This is a genomic window from Rhizobium sp. Rhizsp82 (genome assembly GCF_047325115.1).
Classification (GTDB): domain Bacteria; phylum Pseudomonadota; class Alphaproteobacteria; order Rhizobiales; family Rhizobiaceae; genus Rhizobium.
In genome coordinates this window covers 1,538,896-1,560,746 of record NZ_CP168570.1, presented here as the reverse complement: position 1 = coordinate 1,560,746, position 21,851 = coordinate 1,538,896, and the positions used below count along the sequence as shown (strand labels likewise).

Below are 21,851 nucleotides of genomic sequence, written 5' to 3'. Positions count from 1 at the left end.
AGTCTCGATTACTGGCCGGTGACGACCTTTGTCCAGATTCGTGTCACGAGGCGCTGCGTTTTCGGATCGAGCGGCGGCACCGTGAAGAGCTTGGCCATGACCTCGGGCGTCGGATAGATCGCCGTATCGCCGATGACTTCCTTGTCCAGGAACTCCTGCGAGGCCTTGTTGCCGTTGGCGTAGTAGACGAAGTTCGAGGCCTTGGCGGCAACTTCAGGCTTCATCATGTAATTGATGAATTCATGCGCTTCCTCGACATGCGGAGCATCCTTCGGGATACCGAATACGTCGAAGAAGATCTGCGCACCCTGGCTCGGAACCGAGTAGTCGATCGTCACGCCGGCCTTGGCTTCGGCAGCGCGGTCACGGGCCTGGAACATGTCGCCGGAATAGCCGAGCGCGATGCAGATATCGCCGTTGGCGAGCGCGCTGATATATTCGGACGAGTGGAACTTGCGCACGAAGGGACGAACCTTGAGCAGCACTTCCTGCGCCTTGTCGAGATCGGCCTGCTTCTTGCTGTTCGGGTCGAGGCCGAGATAGGCGAGAACCGACGGGATGACGTCGGTCGGCGAATCCAGCATGTAGATGCCGCAATCCTTGAGCTTCTCAGCCTTTGCCGGATCGAACAGCGCATCCCAGTTCGGCTTCTCGTCGGTGCCGAGCGCGGCCTTCACTTTGTCGACATTGTAGCCGATGCCGGTGGTGCCCCACATGTAGTCGACGCTGTATTCGTTGCCGGGGTCGAAGGTTGCGACGCCCTTGGTAACGACGTCCCACATGTTCTTCAGGTTCGGCAGCTTCGACTTGTCGAGCTTCTGATAGACGCCGGCAGCGATCTGGCGCTGCATGAAGGAAACGGTCGGAACGACGACGTCGTAACCGGTGCCGCCTGCCAGCAGCTTGGTTTCCAGCGTCTCGTTGGAATCGAAGGTGTCGTAGACGACCTTGATGCCGGTTTCCTTGGTGAAGTCCTCAAGGATCGAGCTGTCGATATAATCGGACCAGTTGTAGACATTGACGACGCGTTCCTGGGCGTAGGACGGCGCGGCGGCAAGAATGGCCACGGCAACAGTTGCCGCGAGCTTTGCAATGACTGACCTCATAATCTCTCCTGTGGCTTATAATTATTAGGTATCACGCCCCCGGACACCCATTCCCTCTGGATTTTTAGCTAGACTAAGAAGGATTTTGAGAGCCGACAAGCGCAAAATCCTGCGCTCTCAATGATTTCAACTATCACTGAAAATCAAAGGCGCTGAGACCGGCCACCATCTCGTCTAGCCCAAGCGGGCGAGTGACCGGCGGCTCGGCGCGGGCAAGGCAGCCCTTTCGCTCACAAAGGCGGCAGGCCGGGCCAATTGCAACTGCATGTGGCGAAGATGACGCCGCATGAGCGTAGACGGTCGCATCCCTGAACTGGGCGTCGCAGGCAATGAGAAGCGCGGTGCGCCTGACCCTCTCGCCGAAGGGGGCTGCCGGGCCTTCCAGCGTTCGTGCGATCGTCAGGAAGGCGCTGCCATCCGGCGTCTCTACGGTTTCCGCCAGGATCTGGCCGGGCTGCAGGAAAGCGGCGTGAATATTGAGCTTGGGACAGCCGCCGCCGAAGCGAGCCTGCGGGAAGCCCGACGCCCCTGCCCGACGCAGACGGTTTCCCGCCGCATCGATCTCCATCAGGAAGAATGGCACGGCACTGTTCGACGGCCGCTGCAGCATGGTGAGCCGGGCCGCCGCCTGGCCGAAGGAACAGCCGAAGCGGCTGCGCAGGAGATCGATGTCGTAGCGCACGGATTTCGCCGCCGTCAGGAAGGCCTCGTAAGGCATCATCAGCGCCAGCGCGGCAGCGCGGGCAAGCTCGAAGCGGGCGATGCGCTGGGCTTCCGACGTCGACAGGGCGAGCCCTTCCAGCTCCTTGCCGATCGCCGCCTTCAGGGCGAGCGTTGCGGCCTCGATGGCGATCTCCTGCAGCTGGTCCTGCGGCGACAGGCGTTCGGAGAGGAAAAGCCGCATGGAGTGGCGATCGAAGCGGCGGCGCAGATCCGGCATGACATGGACAGGCAGGACGCGCACGGTAATGCCGCGCTCCTTGTGCAGCCAATCCCGAAGCACCTGCTGCAGATCGCCAGAGGGAAGCGTCATGAAGAACTGCTCGGCGGCCTCTTCGATGACGGCGAGATAGGCCGGGCGCCGCTCCAGCGCGTCGCGCACCTCGTCGGCCGGAAGGCGCGCACCGGCAGCGGGGACCTGCGCACCGTCAGCCATCAGCGCGCCGAGATCCGACAGCCGGGCGGCCTGTTCGCGGTAGGCCCGATAGAGCTTCACCATGCCGCTCGCCGCATTGGGCGCAGCGTCCGATATCTCCACCAGCTCCTGATCGCCGGGAAGCTCACCCGACAGCAGCGGGTCGGCGAAGACTTCGCGCAGTTCGGCGAGGTTATTGCCCGGCTCGCTCTGGAGCTCATCGAGATCGACCTTGTAGACCGAGGCGAGCTTCAACAGCAGCTGAACGGTGAGCGGCCGTTGGTTACGCTCGATCAGGTTCAGATAGGACGGCGAAATGCCGAGGGCTTCGGCCATCGCCGTCTGCGTGACGCCGAGGCCATTGCGGATGCGCCTGACTTTCGGTCCGGCAAAGATTTTCCGTTCCATATCGATGCCTTTTACAAAATTTTACAAATTGACAAAGTCAGCTTGTAAATCTCGCGCCAATATAACCTCTTTCTCAGGCACTTAAGCAAGTCTTTTCTAGCTTTTGACGGCGACCTTGTAAATTCTGTCACACAAGCAATCGAGCTGAAGGAGGATATTGTGACTGAGTTTGACAAGCTGATCCGCAACGCACCGGCTGGCCGTTTCGACGGTATCGAGCGTCCCTATTCCGCAGAGGACGTCAGGCGGCTGCGCGGTTCCGTGGAGATCAGCCACTCGCTGGCGGAAATGGGTGCTGCGAGGCTCTGGGAACTCCTGCGCCGCGACGATTTCGTCAATGCGCTTGGCGCTCTGTCCGGCAATCAGGCCATGCAGATGGTCCGTGCCGGTCTGAAGGCGATCTACCTCTCCGGCTGGCAGGTCGCGGCAGACGCCAATACCGCCTCGGCGATGTATCCGGACCAGTCGCTCTATCCCGCCAATGCCGGGCCGGAGCTTGCCAAGCGCATCAACCGCACGCTCCAGCGCGCCGACCAGATCGAGACCTCTGAAGGCAAGGGCCTCTCTGTCGAAAACTGGTTTGCGCCGATCGTTGCCGATGCCGAGGCCGGTTTCGGCGGGCCGCTGAACGCCTTCGAGATCATGAAGGCCTATATCGAGGCGGGCGTTGCCGGCGTCCATTTCGAGGATCAGCTGGCATCGGAAAAGAAGTGCGGCCATCTCGGCGGCAAGGTTCTGATCCCGACGGCGGCGCATATCCGCAACCTCAATGCCGCGCGTCTGGCAGCCGATGTCATGGGTGTCTCGACGCTGGTGATTGCGCGCACGGATGCGGAGGCCGCAAAGCTTCTGACTTCCGATATCGACGAGCGCGACCAGCCCTTCGTCGATTACGATGCCGGGCGCACCGTCGAGGGCTTCTATCAGGTCCGCAACGGGCTAGAGCCCTGCATTGCCCGCGCGGTCGCCTATGCGCCCTATTGCGATCTGATCTGGTGCGAGACGTCGAAGCCCGATCTCGATCAGGCGCGGCGCTTTGCCGAAGGCGTGCACAAGGTGCATCCGGGCAAGCTGCTTGCCTACAACTGCTCGCCGTCCTTCAACTGGCGCAAGAACCTGGACGAAGCGACGATCGCCAGGTTCCAGCGCGAACTCGGCGCCATGGGCTACAAGTTCCAGTTCATCACGCTTGCCGGCTTCCATCAGCTGAACTTCGGCATGTTCGAGCTGGCGCGCGGCTACAAGAGCCGGCAGATGGCCGCCTATTCCGAGCTGCAGCAGGCGGAGTTTGCCGCCGAGGTCAACGGCTACACCGCGACCAAGCATCAGCGCGAAGTCGGCACCGGCTATTTCGATGCCGTATCGCTTGCCATCACCGGCGGCCTGTCCTCGACGACCGCGATGAGGGAATCCACCGAACACGCACAGTTCAAGCCCGCAGCGGAATGACCGCGCAACAGGAGGAGAAGACCATGGCTTCCATCTCACGTGTCCGCGAACGCGCGGAAGAGCAGTCCTCGACGATGACGCCGGACCAGCAGAGCATGATCCGCATGCTCGCCAACGATCTGCACCGGCTCAATCAGTCTGTCATGAAGGCGGTTGAATCCGGTATTTCGGTAGAGCTTGTCCGGTCCGCCCGCCATCACGGCGGCGACGGCAACTGGGGCGATCTGATGATCCCGGTTGTCGTTGCCAACCGCACCTAAAGACGCAGAAGGCGCCGGCAAAACCGGCGCCTTCTGCGTCATTTGACGCAATTGTCAGTCCCAGCAAAGGCGAGCATAATATCATCAAGCTCTTATGGGACGTCATATGCCTGCAACAATACGCGCGGACGTGCACCCCTGACCGATATGGTCTATGGGGCACTGCTCGGGGAAACCAGCTGGCAGGATTTTCTGGATACGCTGAACACGCGCATGCCGGATGGAAAGTCGACGCTCTTTTTTCATGATGCGGTTCTCGGCTCCGGCGGACTGTCGCTTTCATCCGGCCTCGAAGACGCTGCCGCGAAAGCTTACAACACCCATTTCAGCACCGTGAACCCGTGGATGGCGAAGGCCGCCGTGCGCCCCGTCGGGCTCGGTGTCATCGCCGATCAGATGCTGCCGCATGAAGAGCTGCTGAAAACCGAATTCTATCACGACTACCTGCGCAGCATCGGCTGCCGCAGCAGCATCGGTGTGACGATCATGCGGGAGAAGGGGCGGTCCTTCAATCTCTCAACGCTGACATCGAGCACCGACGCCGGCTATAACCGCGCCAACGCCCAGGTGCTGACCGAACTCGCGCCGCATCTGCGTCGGGCCTTCGATTACCTGCGCCGCGAGCGAAGCAACGAGGCAGGCGGCAAGCCGCTGCTCGATGCGATCGGCGTCGGGCTGATCTATCTCGGCGAGGAGCGCAAGGTGCGCTCGATGAACACCGCGGCGCAGATGATACTGACCGAGGGATGCGGCATCAGCGTGACCCCGACCGGGCGGCTGAATGTCAACGATGCCAATGTCAACGAGCAGCTGCGTGCCACCGGCCGCTCCCGCGAGCCGCTGCAGCCGGTTTGCAGCGGGCGCATCGGCAACATCAAATACACGCTGGTACGGCTGCAGTCCGATTTCATGAGCGAGTTCCTACAAGAGCCGACCTCGGCGCTGATCATTGAGCGCTCCGGCGGCATCTGCGCCCATCTGAACGACAGGCTGAGCGGCAACGAGCACCTGACAGCCGCCGAACTGCGCATCGCCTCGTCGATCGCCAGCGGGCTGTCGCTGCGCGATACCGCCAAGCTGAACGACATCAGCTACGAGACGGCGCGATCGCACCTGAAGAACATCTTCTCCAAGCTCGGCGTCAACAGCCAGGTGGCCTTGGTACGAAGACTGATACCCTGAGCTAGCTGCGGCTGGCGCGCTTGCCGGCGAAGAGATCGGAATAGCTTTTCAGCAATTTGGTCATGCGATCGGCAACGGCGCGGATTTCCGGCCGGTGGCGGTCTTCGTTGTTCATGACGATCCACTGGCGATGCTTGAGCTCCGGGATCTCGCCGCCGAGCCGCTGAAGCTCCGGATCGAGATCGCCGACGAAACACGGAAGCACCGCCCTACCCGCCCCGGCGCGCACCAGATCCGGCAGCGACCGCGGCCGGTTAACGGTGGCGGCGATCGAGCCGGACGCATTGCGATAGGGCCAGCGCAGATAGCCGGAGATCGCCTCGTCCTCGGCAACAGCCACCCATTGCTCCGCAGCCTCGGCAGCGTTGCGCCTGACATAGACCGCATAGGCGACTTCGCCGAGCAGACGGGCGGCAAGGTTTGCCTCGTCGGGTTCGAAGGCGCGGATGCCGATATCGCTCTCCCGGTAGGAAAGATTGGCGCGGGTTTCGCCGATCGTCAGCGAGAGGGCAAAGCCGTCGCCGGGCATGCGGATCGCAGAGAAATTCTCGGTCAGCAGCCAGGCAACCCAGGTTCCCGCCGCAACCCTTACCGTCACTCCGCCCTCGCCCGACTGGCGCCAGGCATCGACCTTGCGGGCGGCGGCCTCCATCTCCTGCAGGTGATCGAGCAATGCCTGGCCATCCGGCGTCAGGCGGTAACCGGTCTGGCTGCGGACGAAGAGCGTGCGGCCGGTCTCTTGCTCCAGCTCCAGCATGCGGCGGCCGACCGTTGCCGGGCTGAGGCCGCTGGTGCCGCTCGCGCCGGTGAGGCCGCCGAGACGGGCGACCTGCAGGAAAAGCTGATAGGAATCCCAAGCCGTGTTTTTCATTGGTGAAAATCGTATGCCGATTTCAGCTGTTTAAGAAGCGATTTTTGATGTGTATCTGAAGTGATGTCTTTGAAACGGAGGACATCACCATGATCGACCAGATCGCCATCGCCAGCATGCTCGGCTTCTCACGGGGCGGCCGGATTGCCTGCCAGACATCCGAAGAGGAATTCTACGAGCAATATGGCGGCTCGCGCATCATCCGCGCCGTCGCATGGCTCACCGACATAGGCCTGAAAAGCAAAGGCCGCGCTGTCGAGGCGCGGCCCAAGGATACTCGTGTAAAGCGCGTGGATCAGGCAGCCTGCCTTGCCGGACGGTGAGCGGCCGCACCGTTGCCGATGCGGAACTGCTGAAGCAGGCCCATCAAGGCATCGGCCTCGTCGGCAAGCTGGCGGCTCGCCTGCGTCGTCTCCTCGACCATCGAGGCGTTCTTCTGGGTCATCTGATCCATTGCGTTGACGGAGCCGTTGACTTCCTGAAGGGCCGCCGACTGATCCTGGCTGGCGGTCGCAATCGTATCGACATGCTTGCTGATGACGATAATTTCCTGGCTGATCGAGGCCAGAACGTTGCCGGTCTTCTGCACCAGCTCGGAACCCGCCGTCACTTCGCGGCTCGACTTTTCGATCAGGCCCTTGATCTCGCGGGCGGCATCGGCGGAACGCTGCGCCAGTTCGCGGACTTCCTGGGCGACGACCGCAAAGCCCTTGCCGGCTTCACCCGCACGCGCAGCTTCGATACCGGCGTTCAGTGCCAGAAGGTTGGTCTGGAAGGCGATGTCGTCGATGACCTCGATGATCTGCTCGATCTGCTGTGAGGCTTCCTCGATGCGGCCCATGGCGGCAACGGCATCGCCGACGACGGCGCCGGAGCTGTCGGCGGTCTTCTTGGTGAGAGCCACCGTGTTGTTGGCTTCGCGGGCGCGATCGGCGGACGAGCGCACGGTGACTGTGATCTCCTCGACCGCAGCGGCGGTTTCTTCGAGGCTGGCGGCCTGGGCTTCGGTGCGCTTCGAGAGCTCACCGGCAGAGGCCAACATCGCGCCGCTGTTGCGCTGGATGGCGTTGGCATTGTCGCGGATGCGGGTCAGCGTGTCCTGCAGGCGCAGCAGCGAACTGTTGAAATCGACGCGCAGCTGCTCGAGTCGGCCGACGAAGGGCGTCTCGATGGTTTCGGAGACATCGCCCTGCGCCAGACGGCCGAGACCGGCTGCGAGCTGGTTGACGGCAAAATCGATCTGGCCGTCGAGCGTGCGCTTTTCGGCATCGTTGCGGGTGCGCTCGGCTTCGGTCAGCGCGCGCTGCTCGGCGGCCTGCGTTTCGAGATCCAGGCGCGCCTTGGCACTATCGCGGAAGGCCGACAGCGCCCGGCCGATCTCGCCGAATTCGTTCGGCTTGTCGACGCAGGGGATCGCGCCGGAGAGATTGCCGGCGGAGATCGAATGCACGGTCTTGGTCAGCGCCTGGAGCGGGCTGACGGTGCGGCGGATCGCGAAGAAGGCGAGCAGGCTGACAACCAGCATGACGGCGGCACCGGCGCCGATCACGAGGATCTGCAGATGCTGGAGACGGGCAAAATAGACTTCCATCGGAATGCCGATGAAGAGGATGCCGGTATTGGCGCCAGCGGCATTCTTCACCGGGAAATAGCCGGTCATGTAGTTCTTTCCGAACAGCACTGCCGGACCGTAATAGGCGTCGCCTTTGGCGAGCGCGGTCTGCGCCGGGTGATCGGCGGCAAGGTTGGTGCCAACGGCGCGGCTACCGTCTTCCTTCTTCACATTGGTGGAGACGCGGACGTAATCGCTGCCCTGCTTGTCGAAGATCGTCGCGACACCGGCAATGGATTCAGCCGTGCGATCCACCAGCGAGTGATCGGTGAATGCGGGGATCTTTTCTTCGGTGACCGTAGAGAGCTGCGCATCCTTGACGGCGATCTTCGCGCTGTCGTCGGCCGCGCCGTAGAGGATCGCCATCGTGCGGCTGGCATCTTTGGCGTCGGCCACCGCATTGTCCATGACATAGCGGCTCAGATCATAATAGGTCACGGCAACGATCGCGCCGGTGCTGACCACAAGCAAGCCGAGTGTGATGGCAACCGCCTGGCGGACGATGGATGTCGAGAAAAAGCGCAGCATAGCAATCCTCTGCAATACGAATTGCAGCTATCCTATGCGTTAAACGTTAAGGAAAATTATCCGCTAATTATCTGAAAACGCTGTAATAACTTGTATAAATATGACTATTCGTCAGCATCTTTTCGAACATCGGTAGAAAATCAGCGGCGTCGCGATCGAAACACAACCTTTGCGTCCATATTTCAGACATTCCGCACAAACAAAAACGGCGCCTTCCGGCGCCGTTCTCATAGTCTGCATTTTCGCTGATCTCAGGCGGCGCGATAGTAGGTCGCGTGCGTTTCGCCGTCGATCTTGAACTGCTGCACGAGGGCCAGCAGGCTGTCGGCCTGCGAGGCGAGCTCGCGGCTGGCGGCGGTCGTTTCTTCCACCATCGCAGCGTTCTGCTGGGTCATCTGGTCCATCGAGTTGACGGTCGAGTTGACTTCCTGCAGGGCGCCGGACTGATCGTGGCTGGCGCGGGCGATCATTTCGACATGCTGGCTGATGGTGACGATCTGGGCGCTGATCTTCGCGAGCACCGTGCCGGTTTCCTGGACCGACTGCGAACCGGAGCTGACTTCGGTGGTCGACTTGTTGATCAGGCTCTTGATCTCCTGCGCGGCAGCGGCGGAGCGCTGGGCGAGTTCACGGACTTCCATGGCGACGACAGCAAAGCCCTTGCCCGCTTCACCGGCACGCGCGGCTTCGATACCAGCGTTGAGGGCGAGCAGGTTGGTCTGGAAGGCGATCTCGTCGATGACGCCGATGATCTGCTCGATCTGGCGCGATGCATCCTCGATACGGCCCATGGCGTCGATCGCCTTGCCGACGACAGTCGCCGAGTCATCGGCGCTGCGCTTGGCCTGGCGGACGATCTGGTCGGCATCCTTGGCGCGTTCGGCAGACGAACGGACGGTGACGGTGATCTCGTCGACGGCAGCGGCAGTTTCTTCGAGAGAAGCGGCCTGCTGTTCCGTACGCTTGGCAAGATCTTCGGCCGACTGGGCCATCTGGTTGCCGTTGCCCTGGATCATCTGGACGTTGTCGCGGATCTGGCTCATGGTCGCCTGGAGGCGAAGCATCGAACCGTTGAAGTCTTCACGCAGCTGCTCAAGGCGGCCGATGAAAGGCGTGTCGATGGTGGTCGAGATATCGCCCTGCGACATGCGCTCGAGACCGGCGGCGAGCTCGTTGACCGCGAATTCGATCTGGCGGTCCATCTCGCGCTTTTCGGCATCGTTGCGCTGGCGCTCGTGTTCGGCGGCCTGACGCTCCTCGTCGCTCTGCTCCTCGATACGGATCTTGGAGATGGCGTTTTCCTTGAAGATGCCCAGTGCACGGGCCATGTCGCCGATTTCGTCGAAGCGCTGCTCACCGGAAATGCTGGTGTCGAGCGCGCCGTCTGCGATGCGGCGCATTGCGGCGGTGATCTGGCCGATCGGGCGCTGCAGGGTCAGAACCAGGGCGATACCGCCGATGATCGAGACCAGGATGCCGAGGCCGGTGGTGCCGACGGAGATGCTGTTGGCCTGATCGCGCTCGGCGCCGGCCGTCTGCTTCTGCAGTTCGGCGAAGCTCGTCAGCTGGCCCCAGACACTGTCGAGCTCCTGGCGGGCAGCGGCATAATCGGCAACGCGCTGGTTGATGACGTCGACGAGGCTCTGTGCGTCCTTGTCCATCGAGACCAGTGCCGGATTGATCGCAGCGATGATGTCGCTGGCGAAATCCATGCCCTTGGCGCTGGCCTGCAGGGTGTTCAGCATGGTGTTGAGGGTGGCGATTTCCTGGTTCAGGCGAACGCGATTTTCCTTGCTCGGCTTGGCGCTGAAATCGGCCAGAACGAGCTGGAGCGAATAGATCGAGGTCTCGAGACGGCGGGTGTCTTCCAGAACCGAGTTGGTCTGGGCAATGCGGCTGTCGAGCTGGACGAAGGTGGTGGTGGCTTCGCGCATCATCTGCGTTGCCGTCAGCTGCGTGTAGGTCGACATCTGGCGGAAGCGCGAGACGAGGCGGCCGAGATTGGCGACACCGTCGTCGGTGCCGGCATCGGGTGCGGCAGCCTGGGTCTTCAGGTCGCTGATGGTCTGGGCCATCGACTGCGTCATGCTCTTCTGGTTCTGCGGAACCGAGATTTCGATCATGCGCTGGGCCTTGATGATCGACGGCAGCGCCGTGGTCACCACCTTCAGCTTGTCGGCAGGAAGCTGCGCCTTGCTGAAATCGTTCATGGCCGTCGCCAGCGTGTCGCCACCCTTGAGCAAACGGTCGGCGGCGCGGAGCGTTGCGGTCGCATTGCCTTCGTCGGTGCGCACGCTCTCTTCGAGCTGGCGGGCATCATAGCTGACGTTGAAGCGGTTGGTGATCATCACCTTCTGGGAGTCTTCGATCTGCTGGCGCAGCGTGACTTCCTGCTCATGCAGCGTCCAGAGCTTGCCGACAGTGCCCGAGATGGCGCTGGTGCCATCGATCGCGGCCTGCAGGTTCTCGCGGCCGGCATTCTCGCCGATCTGCGACAGCGTGGAATTCAGCGTCTGGCCCTGCGTCTTGATATCCGTATAGAGCTTGTCGCGAGCCTGCTCATTGGTGTTCTGCAGGAAGTCGTCCATCGAACCGTAGAGATCCTTGAAGCCGCTGAGCGACTGCAGGATGCTGTTCGAAATCTCCATGCGCCCTTGCAGCATGCCCGAGGCATAAAGCCCGGTAAGGCCGACGGCCGAGATGGCGACGACGAAAGGCAGAACGAAGATCAACACCTTCGTCTTGATCTTGAAGCGCGACAGGATCTTATCAATGAACATGGCTATACCGGCCTTCCATACACCACTCCTCCCACCGGCTGCTGTTGCGGCGCCGGCCGAGTGCATCGAGCTGACTTTTTTGGAATAATGGGAAACCCGAGGGCTCAGGCGGCAGTCATTGCCAAGTCATCGCCGCGCGAACGGGATGCCCATAGTTTCAGCAAGTGTGACAGAAGAGATATTAATTTTCGGATAAGCCAAATCGTTTGAAATCGTACTTATGGCCGCCCGTAAGCGGCTGGCACGAAAGGGCTAGCCGCTATTTATATGACAATTGCGGGAATGGTCAGATGGTGTGGGCGATCAGAAGTGCGATAATCGCGGCAGTTGCACCAGTGGCCAACATGAGAAAGCGGAGCGTCGCAAGCTTTGTGTCAGGCTTTGCCTGGGCGATTGCGATGGCGCGAGCGCGGCGTGTGTTCCTATTCATGTAAAGGACCTCACTTTCTCAATACTGTAACAATCCATCAAAATGGCTGTCCGGTAAAGCTTTAAATGGGCAGCTTGTTCCATGGACGCCATTGGGACACGATGGCGCACCCGGCTTAAGAAGTCTTGAATCTATTGATCCGGATTCGACCCTATAAGGATTCACCTGCCGCAAAGCCCGAGGCCCAGGCCCATTGGAAGTTATAGCCGCCGAGCCAGCCGGTAACGTCGACGCATTCGCCGATAAAATAGAGACCGGGAACGGCCTTCGCTTCCATCGTCTTGGAGTCAAGCACCGATGTGTCGATGCCGCCGAGCGTCACTTCCGCCGTTCGGTATCCTTCGGAACCCGAAGGTTTGACGGTCCAGTTCTGCGCGGCATCGGCAAGCCTTGAAAGCGCCTTGTCGGAGAGATCGGCCATGTTGCCGGAGATGCCTTCGCGCTCGGTCAGATACTGGGCGAGACGCTTCGGCAGGATTTCCGCCAGCGCCGTCTGCGCCGACTGGCGGCCGTTCGTCTGCTTGGCTTTCTTCAGATGCTGGAGCAGATCGACATCGGGTTCGATATCGACGGTGATCCCCTCGCCTTCGCGCCAGTAAGACGAAATCTGCAGGATGGCCGGACCGCTGAGGCCGCGATGGGTGAAAAGCAGCGCTTCCCGGAATGCCGTCTTGCCGTGACGGATTTCTGCCGGGGCGGCGATACCCGAGAGCGGTGCGATCGCTTCCAGCAGGACGGGATCGAGCGTCAGCGGCACGAGCCCCGGGCGGGTTTCGGTCATGGCGAGACCGAACTGCTCGGCGATGCGATAGGCAAAGCCGGTGGCGCCCATTTTCGGGATCGACTTGCCGCCGGTGGCGATGACAAGCGAGGCGCAATCGTAGGTGCCTTCCGATGTGCTGACGCGAAAGCCGCCATCGGTCTTCTCGATGCCGGTAATCTCGGTGCGCAGCTGCCATTCGGCACCGGCCGACCGCATCTCGTCGAGCAGCATATGGATGATGTCCTTGGCGCTGTCGTCGCAGAACAGCTGGCCGAGGGTCTTCTCGTGCCAGGCGATCTTGTGGCGATCCACCATGGCGACGAAATCGGCCGGGGTGAAGCGGGCGAGCGCCGACTTGCAGAAATGCGGATTGGCCGAGAGGAAATTCTTCGGACCGGCATGGATATTGGTGAAGTTGCAGCGGCCGCCGCCGGAAATGCGGATCTTCTCGCCAGGCGTCTTGGCGTGATCGAGGACGAGCACCGAATGGCCGCGCTGCCCCGCGCGGATGGCGCACATCATACCGGCCGCGCCCGCGCCGATGACGATCACATCGCTTTTTTCTGCCACGCCCCGATCCTTCTCTGAATGGCGTCTTCTTTTTCTATCAAATGGCGAAAGTCAACGTCTCTACCCCCCTCGCCAATTGCCAAACTCTGGTTATGATGGCCTTCCGATCAACGTAACCGGTGTGTCATGTCTCCAAAAAAGACGACGCTTAAGCCTGCCAAGAACGTCCGCCCCACGATCAAGACTCCCCCTGACCCCGGGTCGTCGCGCGGCGTAGCGAATTGGAAGGAAGCGGCACAGTGGCTACGGGCACGCGGCATCGAAGACATCGAATGCATCACGCCGGACCTTGCCGGCGTTCCGCGCGGCAAGATGATGCCGACATCGAAATTCACGTCCAACACTTCGCTCGCACTGCCTTCGGCGATCTACCGCCACACGATCTCGGGCGCCTATCCCGAGGAGACGGAAAGCTTCCGCTACGAGCCGCGCGACAGCGACCTGAAGCTGGTGCCCGACCTTTCGACACTTTCGGTGGTGCCGTGGGAAACCGATCCGACGGCGCAGGTGATCTGCGATATCGTCAATTCCGACGGCGCCGAGGTGTCCTACACGCCGCGCAACGTCTTGAAGCGCATCATGGGCCTCTACAGCGCCCGCGGCTGGAAGCCGGTCGTCGCGCCCGAAATCGAGTTCTATCTGGTCGCCACCAACGACGACCCAGACTATCCGCTGCATCCGCCGAAAGGCCGCTCCGGCCGTTCGATCCTCGGCGGTCAGGGCTATTCGATCGCCGGGATCAACGAGTTCGACGAACTGATCGACGACATCTATCACTTCTCGGAAAAGCAGGGTCTCGAGATCGACACGCTGATCCATGAAGAGGGTCCGGCGCAGCTGGAAATCAACCTGCGCCACGGCAACCCGATCGAGCTTGCCGACCAGGTGTTCATGTTCAAGCGCACGATCCGCGAGGCGGCGCTGAAGCACGGCATCTACGCCACCTTCATGGCCAAGCCGATGCAGGGCCAGCCGGGTTCGGCGATGCATATCCACCAGTCGGTCGTGCATGAGGGAACCGGCAAGAACATCTTCTCCAATCCGGATGGTTCGCCGTCGAAGGAGTTCTTCCACTTCATCGGCGGCATGCAGAAATACGTGCCGAGCGCGCTGGCGATGCTGGCGCCCTACGTGAATTCCTACCGCCGCCTGGCACCGAACATGTCCTGCCCTGTCAACAACGCCTGGGGCTACGACAACCGCACGACCGCCTTCCGCGTTCCGGTTTCGGATCCGCAGGCGCGGCGCGTCGAGAACCGGCTGCCGAGCTCGGATGCCAATCCGTATCTGGCGCTCGCCGCATCGCTGGCATCGGGCCTGCTCGGCATCACCAAGCAGATCGAGCCGACAGCCCCGACCGAAGATTCCGCCAACGAGGGGTCGATCGACCTGCCGCGCGGCCTGCTGGAAGCGATCGCGCTGATGGAAGATGAACCGGCCTTCGAAGAAGTGTTCGGCGAGGAGTTCATCGGGATCTACGCCGGCGTCAAGCGCGGCGAGTTCGAGACCTTCATGGAAGTGATCAGCCCCTGGGAGCGCGAGTTCCTGTTGCTCAACGTGTGAGGAGGCGTTCCTCATGGCTGTGAAGCAAGACTGGCAGAGCCCCATCGCGCCCGGCGTTTCCTGGTATCAGGCGACGGCGGGCGAGCGGGCGACCTATCCGGAGCTTGACGGATCGAAGACATGTGACGTCGCCATCGTCGGCGGCGGCTATACCGGGCTGCAGGCAGCCTATAATCTCGCCAAGGCGGGGGTCTCGGTCGTATTGATCGACGCCAACCGCTTCGGCGACGGCGCATCCGGCCGCAATGGCGGCCAGCTCGGCACCGGCCAGCGCTGGTGGCCGGAAGAACTCGAAGAGAAGATCGGCTACGAGCGCTCCAAGGCGCTGTTCGATCTGGCGGAAGGGGCAAAGAAGTATCTTCTCGATTTCGCCAGCGAACACCAGATCGACATCGAGTTCATGCCCGGGCAGATCAACGTGGCGCATAAGGAGAGCTACAAGCGCTCCTATATCGAAAACGCGGAGATCGCTGCCTCACGCTACGGCTATCCGCATGTCCAGTTCATGGACAGGCAGGAGACGCAGGAACGGCTGGGTTCGAAGCGTTATCACTGCGGCGTGCGCGACACCGGCACCGGGCATATCCACCCGCTGAAGCTTCTGATCGGGCTTGCCCGGGTAGCGGCCAACGCGGGCGCCCAGATCTACGAGATGACGCCGGCAACTGCTGTTCGCAACGACGGCGGCAAGGTGAGGATCGATACGCCGAAGGGGACGATCACCGCGGACAAGGCGCTGATTGCCTGCAACGGCTATATCGGCAATCTGGAACCGGTCACCGCAAGCCATGTGATGCCGATCCGCTCCTTCATCGGCGCGACGGCACCGCTCGACAGCTTTCCCTCGGTAATTCCAGGCAGCGAGGCGGTGGCAGACTCGCGCTTCGTGGTGCGCTACTTCCGTAAATCCCGGGATGGCCGGCTGCTGTTTGGCGGGCGCGAGGCCTATACGGCGGATAATCCGCGCGACATTTCCGATCATATCCGCCGGCAGATCACCGAGATCTATCCGGCTCTCAAGGATGTCGAGATCACCCATGCCTGGGGCGGCTCCGTCGGGATCACGATGCCGCGGCAGCCGTTCGTGCGCGAAGTGATGCCAAATGTCACATCGATCGGCGGTTATTCCGGCCATGGCGTCATGCTGTCAAATTACTGCGGCAAACTTTATGCAGAAACAGTGCTTGGAAAATCCGCCGATCTAGATCTCTTCAAGGGGCTCGATATCCCGGCTTTTCCCGGCGGTGCGGCCATGCGTGCCCCACTGCTGTTTCTAGCCTTGTCCTGGTTCGCGCTGCGCGACAAGTTTTAGGGCGATTGCGGGATTTCCTCTCGGGTCAATTCGCTTTAAAACCGGGACCCGAGAGATTCATTGCATCGCACACTGGCTTTTTTAAATCGATTAGATTAAAACGGCCGCCAACCAGACTGATTGAGAGAAAAGCTCATGAGCAGCCAAATCATTCCCGTTGAACCCTTTGACTATGTCGTCTTCGGCGGCAGTGGCGATCTCGCCGAGCGCAAGCTTCTGCCGGCGCTCTATCACCGCCAGATCGAGGGCCAGTTCACCGAGCCGACCCGCATCATCGGCGCTTCGCGCAGCCCGCTGACCGACGAGGAATACCGCAAATTCGCCCAGGAGGCTCTCAAGGAGCACCTGAAGAAGGGCGAGTATGACGAGGCTGAAGTCGAAAAGTTCTGCAAGCGCCTGCACTATGTATCGGTCGACGCCCGCTCCGACGGCGGCTGGGACAAGCTGAAGAAGCTGCTCGACGACGGCAAGGATCGCGTTCGCGCCTTCTATCTCGCCGTTGCCCCGGGCATTTTCGGCGATATCTCGCAGAAGATCCACGAGCACAAGCTGATCACCAAGTCGACGCGCATCGTCGTCGAGAAGCCGATCGGCCGCGACCTCGCCTCGGCACTGTCGTTGAACGACAGCATCGGCAAGGCCTTCAAAGAAGAGCAGATCTTCCGCATCGACCACTATCTCGGCAAGGAAACCGTGCAGAACCTGATGGCGCTGCGCTTTGCCAACGCTCTCTACGAGCCGCTGTGGAACGCCAACTATATCGACCACGTACAGATCACCGTGGCTGAAGCCGTTGGCCTCGAAGGCCGCGCCGGCTATTACGACACGGCTGGCGCGCTGCGCGACATGGTGCAGAACCACATTCTGCAGCTGCTCTGCCTGACGGCGATGGAAGTTCCCTCCTCGATGGATTCCGAAGCCGTTCGCGACGAGAAGCTCAAGGTGCTGCGCGCCCTGAAGCCGATCGACGCCTCGAATGTCGAGCAGTTCACCGTTCGCGGCCAGTACCGCGCCGGCGCTTCGGCGAGCGGTCCGGTCAAGGGCTATCTCGAAGAGCTGGAAGGCGGCGTTTCCAACACGGAAACCTTCGTCGCCATCAAGGCCGAGATCAACAACTGGCGCTGGGCCGGCGTTCCCTTCTTCATCCGCACCGGCAAACGTCTTGCCGGCCGCATGTCGGAAATCGTCATCACCTTCAAGTCGATCCCGCACTCGGTCTTCGACCAGTCTGCCGGCCGCATCAGCCAGAACCAGCTGATCATCCGCCTGCAGCCGGACGAAGGCGTCAAGCAGTCGCTGATGATCAAGGACCCGGGTCCGGGCGGCATGCGCCTGCGCAACGTTTCGCTCGACATGAGCTTTGCGGAAGCGTTCCATGTCCGTAACCCGGATGCTTACGAGCGCCTGCTGATGGACGTCATCCGCTCCAACCAGACGCTGTTCATGCGCCGCGACGAAGTCGAGGCGGCATGGGACTGGGTCGACCCGATCCTGAAAGGCTGGGAATCCACTGGCCAGCTGGTTCAGGGTTACACCGCCGGCACCTGGGGCCCGAGCCAGGCTATCGCGCTGATCGAGCGCGACGGCCGCACCTGGCACGACAACATCTAGGATCAACAGCGATGGCAGCGACCATGCATGCTTTTGCCAATGCCGCGGAACTGGCCGCCAACCTTGCAGACAAGGTAGCGGACGCGCTTTCCAAGGCGATCGCAGCGAAGGGAACGGCCACTATCGCCGTTTCCGGCGGCTCCACGCCGAAGGCCTTCTTCCAGGCGCTTTCGACGCGGGACCTCGACTGGCCGAAGGTGACGATCACGCTCGTCGACGAGCGTTTCGTGCCTGCGACCAGCGACCGCTCCAACCATCTGCTGGTTGCCAGCAACCTGCTGCAGAACAAGGCAAAAGCGGCGCGGTTCCTGCCGCTGTTCCACGACACGGGCTCCGCGGAAACGGCCGCGAAGCTTGCCGCCGCGGAGACGGCATCGATCGGCAATCCGTTCGATATCGTCATCCTCGGCATGGGCGGCGACGGACATACCGCCTCGTTCTTCCCGGGCGGCAACAACCTGGCCGTTGCGCTGGATCCGAAGACGCCGCGCGGCATCATCACCATGGAAGCACAGGATGCGGGCGAACCGCGCCTGACCTTCACTTTCTCCAGCCTTCAGGACGCCAAGCTCCTGGTGCTTCATATCGAAGGCCAGGGCAAGAAGGACGTGCTGACGAAGGCTGAAGGCGCCGGAGACGAGGCAGAGATGCCGATCCGGGCCGTGCTGCGGCGGGCGGCGACGCCTGTCGATATCTACTGGGCTCCGTAACACCAAGCCTTCGGGCCGAGCCGCGAACATACAATTTGAACAGCAACCAAGGCAGGATAACTCCCATGTCCGCTAACGCACGCATTTCTGCGATCACGTCCCGCATTGTCGAGAGATCAAAACCGACGCGCGAGCGATATCTGGAGCGCCTGCGCGGCGCGGCATCGAAGGGTGCCGTCCGGTCTATCCTCGGCTGCGCCAACCTTGCGCACGGCTTCGCGGTCTGTTCCCCCGCCGAAAAGGACGCGCTCGCCGGCGACCGCGTTCCAAACCTCGGCATCATCACCGCTTATAACGACATGCTCTCGGCCCACCAGCCGTTCGAGACCTATCCGGCGATCATTCGGCAAGCTGCCGCCGAAGCCGGTGGTATCGCCCAGGTCGCGGGCGGTGTGCCTGCTATGTGCGACGGCGTTACCCAGGGCCAGCCGGGCATGGAGCTCTCGCTCTTCTCGCGCGACCTGATCGCCATGTCGGCAGGCGTCGGCCTGTCGCACAACATGTTCGATGCGGCGCTGTTCCTCGGCGTCTGCGACAAGATCGTTCCGGGCCTCGTCATCGCCGCCCTCTCCTTCGGCCACCTGCCGTCGATCTTCGTGCCCGCGGGCCCGATGACGACAGGCTTGCCGAACGACGAGAAGTCGCGCGTGCGCCAGCTCTATGCCGAAGGCAAGGTCGGGCGCGCCGAGCTGCTGGAAGCAGAATCCAAGTCCTATCACGGCCCGGGCACCTGCACCTTCTACGGCACCGCCAATTCCAACCAGATGCTGATGGAGATCATGGGTTTCCATTTGCCGGGTTCGTCCTTCATCAATCCCGGCACGCCACTGCGCGAAGCGCTGACGCGCGAAGCCGCCAAGCGCGCGCTGGCGATCACCGCCCTCGGCAACGAATTCACGCCTGCCGGCGAGATGATCGACGAACGCTCTGTCGTCAACGGCGTCGTCGGCCTGCATGCGACGGGCGGCTCGACGAACCATACGCTGCATCTCGTGGCGATGGCGCGTGCCGCCGGCATTCAGCTGACCTGGCAGGATATCGCCGAGCTCTCCGAGGAGATCCCGCTGCTGGCGCGCGTCTATCCGAACGGTCTTGCCGACGTGAACCATTTCCACGCGGCAGGCGGCATGGGCTTCCTGATCAAGGAACTGCTGAAGCAGGGCATGCTGCATGACGACGTGCGCACCGTCGCCGGTCAGGGCCTTGAAGCCTATACGATCGACGCCCGCCTCGGCGAGAACAACACTGTCGTGCGCGAGCCCTCCCCTGAGAAGAGCCACGATCCGAAGGTGCTCGCCAGCATCGAGACGCCGTTCCAGGCGAATGGCGGCCTGAAGATGTTGCGCGGCAATCTCGGCAAGGCGGTCATCAAGATCTCCGCCGTCAAGCCGGAGCGCCACATCATCGAGGCACCGGCGATCGTCTTCCACAGCCAGCAGGAGCTGCAGGACGCCTTCAAGGAAGGCAAGCTCAACCGCGATTTCGTCGCCGTCGTGCGCTTCCAGGGTCCGAAGGCAAACGGCATGCCTGAGCTGCACAAGCTGACGCCGCCGCTCGGCGTGCTGCAGGACCGCGGCTTCCGCGTGGCGCTGCTGACCGACGGGCGCATGTCCGGCGCGTCGGGCAAGGTTCCGGCTGCGATCCACGTCACCCCCGAGGCTGTCGAGGGCGGCCCGATCGCGCGCATCAAGGATGGCGATATCATCCGCCTCGACGCGATCCGCGGCACGCTGGAAGTGCTCGTCGATGCCGCGACGATGGCCGAGCGCGAGCCGGTGACGGCCGATCTCTCCGAGAACGAATACGGCATGGGCCGCGAGCTCTTCGCGCCCTTCCGCCGGGCGGTCGGTGCTTCCGACCACGGGGCGAGTGTTCTCTTCCACTGAAACGAAAAAAGCCCGCGAGACGATCGCGGGCTTTTTCTTTTGTGCCTTGCAGCCGATCAGCCGCGAACGTCGAGGACGTAATCGCGATGGGCGGGATGCGTGCTGTAGACAAAGATCTTGTTCAGCTCCTTCTGCGTCAGCAGGCGCAGGAAGCGGACTTCGACCGTGTTGTTGGCATTCACCCGCATCAGCATGCAGCCGACCTTGGTGATGCGGGCGTCCGGAATATCCAGATAGAACTGCTTCGGCAGATTGAACTGCGTCAGGATGGCGAGAACCGCCGAGCTCATGGAAATGCGGATGATGTCGCAACGGCGCGAGGCCATGTGCATGACGCCCTTCTCGGTATATTCGAGACGCGCCGCGTTCATCGTGTCCTCCATTTTGAACCGCTGTTCGCGGTCGTACATGAAGGATTCTTCCTTATTCAAAAAATGCCCAGATGGCGATGGATTGGCAATACCCAAGACCTTAACCCCACTCAATACAATGGGGGAATGCTAGCAGCCGGGACTTAACAGAAGGTATTGGAGAGACACGTTTGGGGGCTTGTTTTCAAAGCCCCCAAATTTGGCCGCGACATCCTCAGCGGCGATAGGTGCGGCCTTCGGCATCGAAGAGATGCAGCTTCTGGCGATCGGCGGAGAACCGCATCTTCTGACCCTTCTTGATGTCGATGGTGCCCGGCAGCTTGACGATGATCGGTTCGCCCTGAACGAGGCCCTCGATATAAAGCAGCGTGACTTCGCCGAGCGCTTCGACGATCGAGACTTCGCCCTCGAACAGGTAGTCGTCGCCCGAGGCGATGATCAGATCCTCGGGGCGCACGCCGAAGCTTGCCGACTTGCCCTTCTCCGACGCCGCCGTTGCGATATCGAGCGTGACCGACTTGCCGCCGGTGAGCGTCACCGTCGTGGCGCTACCAGCCTCGGCAACGACAGCCGGGATAATATTCATGGCCGGCGAGCCGATGAACTTGGCGACGAAGAGGTTTGCCGGGCGCTCGTAGAGTTCGAGCGGGGCGCCGACCTGTTCGATATGGCCGGCGGAGAGAACGACGATGCGGTCCGCCAGCGTCATCGCCTCGACCTGGTCGTGGGTGACGTAGATCATCGTCGTATCGGCCATCTGCTCGTTCAGACGGGCGATCTCGATACGGGTTGCGACGCGAAGGGCCGCGTCGAGGTTCGACAGCGGCTCGTCGAAGAGGAAGACCTTCGGGTTGCGGCAGATGGCACGGCCGATGGCGACGCGCTGGCGCTGACCACCGGAGAGCGCCTTCGGGAGGCGGTCGAGATACTTGGTGAGCTGCAGGCTCTCGGCAGCGGCGCGGACGCGACGGTCGATTTCCTGCTTGCTCTCACCGGCAATCTTCATGCCGAAGGCCATGTTATCGAAGACCGTCATGTGCGGGTAGAGCGCGTAGGACTGGAAGACCATGGCGATGCCGCGCTTCGACGGCGGCACGTCGTTGACGTGCTGGCCGTCGATGTACATGTCGCCGCCAGTGATGTTCTCCAGGCCGGCAATCATGCGCAGCAGCGTGGATTTACCGCAGCCAGAAGGACCGACGAAAACGATGAACTCGCCCTGATTGATCTCAAGGTCGATGCCGTGGAGCACGTCCACGGAACCGTATGACTTGCGAATTTCCTTAAGCGACAGTCCTGTCATC

17 protein-coding genes are annotated in these 21,851 nt (G+C 61.8%); 9 read left to right on the top strand and 8 right to left on the bottom strand.

Features of this window, described 5'->3' with window-relative positions; translation table 11 throughout:
* Positions 1 to 8: 8 nt before the first annotated feature.
* The gene (locus tag ACEN84_RS12365) at positions 9 to 1,106 is read right to left on the bottom strand and encodes a polyamine ABC transporter substrate-binding protein (protein ID WP_413711005.1); all 1,098 of its coding nucleotides are present in this window, start codon (positions 1,104 to 1,106) and stop codon (positions 9 to 11) included.
* 133 nt (positions 1,107 to 1,239) lie between these two features.
* Positions 1,240 to 2,649, bottom strand: coding sequence for a helix-turn-helix domain-containing protein (locus ACEN84_RS12360; RefSeq protein ID WP_413711004.1), 1,410 nt, complete (start codon positions 2,647 to 2,649; stop codon positions 1,240 to 1,242).
* A gap of 159 nt (positions 2,650 to 2,808) precedes the next feature.
* Between ACEN84_RS12360 and aceA the strand changes: the two genes are divergently transcribed.
* From aceA to ACEN84_RS12345, 3 genes are all read left to right on the top strand, one after another.
* Positions 2,809 to 4,098, top strand: a complete 1,290-nt coding sequence (gene aceA / locus ACEN84_RS12355; RefSeq protein ID WP_112713196.1) for an isocitrate lyase — start codon at positions 2,809 to 2,811, stop codon at positions 4,096 to 4,098.
* A gap of 23 nt (positions 4,099 to 4,121) precedes the next feature.
* A complete protein-coding gene (locus ACEN84_RS12350) occupies positions 4,122 to 4,358 on the top strand; it encodes a hypothetical protein (protein ID WP_112713198.1) in 237 nt (78 codons plus the stop codon).
* A 147-nt stretch (positions 4,359 to 4,505) separates the two neighbouring features.
* A complete protein-coding gene (locus ACEN84_RS12345) occupies positions 4,506 to 5,540 on the top strand; it encodes a helix-turn-helix transcriptional regulator (protein ID WP_413711003.1) in 1,035 nt (344 codons plus the stop codon).
* Position 5,541: 1 nt separating this feature from the next.
* Here the strand turns inward: ACEN84_RS12345 and ACEN84_RS12340 are convergent, their stop codons facing one another.
* Complete coding sequence (locus ACEN84_RS12340) at positions 5,542 to 6,411, bottom strand: LysR family transcriptional regulator (protein ID WP_413711002.1); 870 nt, start codon at positions 6,409 to 6,411, stop codon at positions 5,542 to 5,544.
* An 89-nt stretch (positions 6,412 to 6,500) separates the two neighbouring features.
* Between ACEN84_RS12340 and ACEN84_RS12335 the strand changes: the two genes are divergently transcribed.
* Positions 6,501 to 6,734, top strand: coding sequence for a hypothetical protein (locus ACEN84_RS12335; RefSeq protein ID WP_413711001.1), 234 nt, complete (start codon positions 6,501 to 6,503; stop codon positions 6,732 to 6,734).
* Here ACEN84_RS12335 and ACEN84_RS12330 read toward each other — a convergent pair.
* From ACEN84_RS12330 to ACEN84_RS12320, 3 genes are all read right to left on the bottom strand, one after another.
* Positions 6,707 to 8,551: a methyl-accepting chemotaxis protein gene (locus tag ACEN84_RS12330; protein ID WP_203429567.1), complete on the bottom strand. Its 1,845-nt coding sequence runs from the start codon at positions 8,549 to 8,551 to the stop codon at positions 6,707 to 6,709. The genes ACEN84_RS12335 and ACEN84_RS12330 overlap by 28 nt on opposite strands.
* A gap of 251 nt (positions 8,552 to 8,802) precedes the next feature.
* Positions 8,803 to 11,331 (bottom strand): methyl-accepting chemotaxis protein, encoded by a 2,529-nt coding sequence (locus tag ACEN84_RS12325; protein WP_413711000.1) that lies wholly within the window; start codon positions 11,329 to 11,331, stop codon positions 8,803 to 8,805.
* Positions 11,332 to 11,912: 581 nt separating this feature from the next.
* A complete protein-coding gene (locus ACEN84_RS12320) occupies positions 11,913 to 13,094 on the bottom strand; it encodes an NAD(P)/FAD-dependent oxidoreductase (RefSeq protein WP_413710999.1) in 1,182 nt (393 codons plus the stop codon).
* 126 nt (positions 13,095 to 13,220) lie between these two features.
* Here ACEN84_RS12320 and ACEN84_RS12315 point away from each other — a divergent pair, with 126 nt between their 5' ends.
* From ACEN84_RS12315 to edd, 5 genes are all read left to right on the top strand, one after another.
* Positions 13,221 to 14,657, top strand: a complete 1,437-nt coding sequence (locus tag ACEN84_RS12315; RefSeq protein ID WP_413710998.1) for a glutamine synthetase family protein — start codon at positions 13,221 to 13,223, stop codon at positions 14,655 to 14,657.
* 13 nt (positions 14,658 to 14,670) lie between these two features.
* Positions 14,671 to 15,969 (top strand): NAD(P)/FAD-dependent oxidoreductase, encoded by a 1,299-nt coding sequence (locus tag ACEN84_RS12310; RefSeq protein ID WP_413710997.1) that lies wholly within the window; start codon positions 14,671 to 14,673, stop codon positions 15,967 to 15,969.
* 135 nt (positions 15,970 to 16,104) lie between these two features.
* Positions 16,105 to 17,580 (top strand): glucose-6-phosphate dehydrogenase, encoded by a 1,476-nt coding sequence (gene zwf, locus ACEN84_RS12305; protein ID WP_413710996.1) that lies wholly within the window; start codon positions 16,105 to 16,107, stop codon positions 17,578 to 17,580.
* Between the two features lie 11 nt (positions 17,581 to 17,591).
* Positions 17,592 to 18,290, top strand: coding sequence for a 6-phosphogluconolactonase (gene pgl, locus ACEN84_RS12300; RefSeq protein WP_413710995.1), 699 nt, complete (start codon positions 17,592 to 17,594; stop codon positions 18,288 to 18,290).
* 65 nt (positions 18,291 to 18,355) lie between these two features.
* Positions 18,356 to 20,176, top strand: coding sequence for a phosphogluconate dehydratase (gene edd, locus ACEN84_RS12295; protein WP_112713220.1), 1,821 nt, complete (start codon positions 18,356 to 18,358; stop codon positions 20,174 to 20,176).
* A gap of 56 nt (positions 20,177 to 20,232) precedes the next feature.
* Here edd and ACEN84_RS12290 read toward each other — a convergent pair whose 3' ends face one another.
* A complete protein-coding gene (locus tag ACEN84_RS12290) occupies positions 20,233 to 20,586 on the bottom strand; it encodes a hypothetical protein (RefSeq protein ID WP_112713222.1) in 354 nt (117 codons plus the stop codon).
* A gap of 175 nt (positions 20,587 to 20,761) precedes the next feature.
* Entirely contained in the window at positions 20,762 to 21,850 is a 1,089-nt protein-coding gene (locus tag ACEN84_RS12285) for an ABC transporter ATP-binding protein (protein WP_112713224.1), read from the bottom strand.
* Between the last annotated feature and the right edge of the window lies 1 nt (position 21,851).

What these genes read in the sequence shown, in the direction of transcription:
- ACEN84_RS12365 (WP_413711005.1), bottom strand. Translation starts at nt 1,106, where the DNA reads ATGAGGTCAGTCATTGCAAAGCTCGCGGCAACTGTTGCCGTGGCCATT.
- ACEN84_RS12360 (WP_413711004.1), bottom strand. Translation starts at nt 2,649, where the DNA reads ATGGAACGGAAAATCTTTGCCGGACCGAAAGTCAGGCGCATCCGCAAT.
- ACEN84_RS12350 (WP_112713198.1), top strand. Translation starts at nt 4,122, where the DNA reads ATGGCTTCCATCTCACGTGTCCGCGAACGCGCGGAAGAGCAGTCCTCG.
- ACEN84_RS12345 (WP_413711003.1), top strand. Translation starts at nt 4,506, where the DNA reads ATGGTCTATGGGGCACTGCTCGGGGAAACCAGCTGGCAGGATTTTCTG.
- ACEN84_RS12340 (WP_413711002.1), bottom strand. Translation starts at nt 6,411, where the DNA reads ATGAAAAACACGGCTTGGGATTCCTATCAGCTTTTCCTGCAGGTCGCC.
- ACEN84_RS12335 (WP_413711001.1), top strand. Translation starts at nt 6,501, where the DNA reads ATGATCGACCAGATCGCCATCGCCAGCATGCTCGGCTTCTCACGGGGC.
- ACEN84_RS12330 (WP_203429567.1), bottom strand. Translation starts at nt 8,551, where the DNA reads ATGCTGCGCTTTTTCTCGACATCCATCGTCCGCCAGGCGGTTGCCATC.
- ACEN84_RS12325 (WP_413711000.1), bottom strand. Translation starts at nt 11,331, where the DNA reads ATGTTCATTGATAAGATCCTGTCGCGCTTCAAGATCAAGACGAAGGTG.
- ACEN84_RS12315 (WP_413710998.1), top strand. Translation starts at nt 13,221, where the DNA reads ATGTCTCCAAAAAAGACGACGCTTAAGCCTGCCAAGAACGTCCGCCCC.
- ACEN84_RS12310 (WP_413710997.1), top strand. Translation starts at nt 14,671, where the DNA reads ATGGCTGTGAAGCAAGACTGGCAGAGCCCCATCGCGCCCGGCGTTTCC.
- zwf (WP_413710996.1), top strand. Translation starts at nt 16,105, where the DNA reads ATGAGCAGCCAAATCATTCCCGTTGAACCCTTTGACTATGTCGTCTTC.
- pgl (WP_413710995.1), top strand. Translation starts at nt 17,592, where the DNA reads ATGGCAGCGACCATGCATGCTTTTGCCAATGCCGCGGAACTGGCCGCC.
- edd (WP_112713220.1), top strand. Translation starts at nt 18,356, where the DNA reads ATGTCCGCTAACGCACGCATTTCTGCGATCACGTCCCGCATTGTCGAG.
- ACEN84_RS12290 (WP_112713222.1), bottom strand. Translation starts at nt 20,586, where the DNA reads ATGTACGACCGCGAACAGCGGTTCAAAATGGAGGACACGATGAACGCG.
- ACEN84_RS12285 (WP_112713224.1), bottom strand. Translation starts at nt 21,850, where the DNA reads ATGACAGGACTGTCGCTTAAGGAAATTCGCAAGTCATACGGTTCCGTG.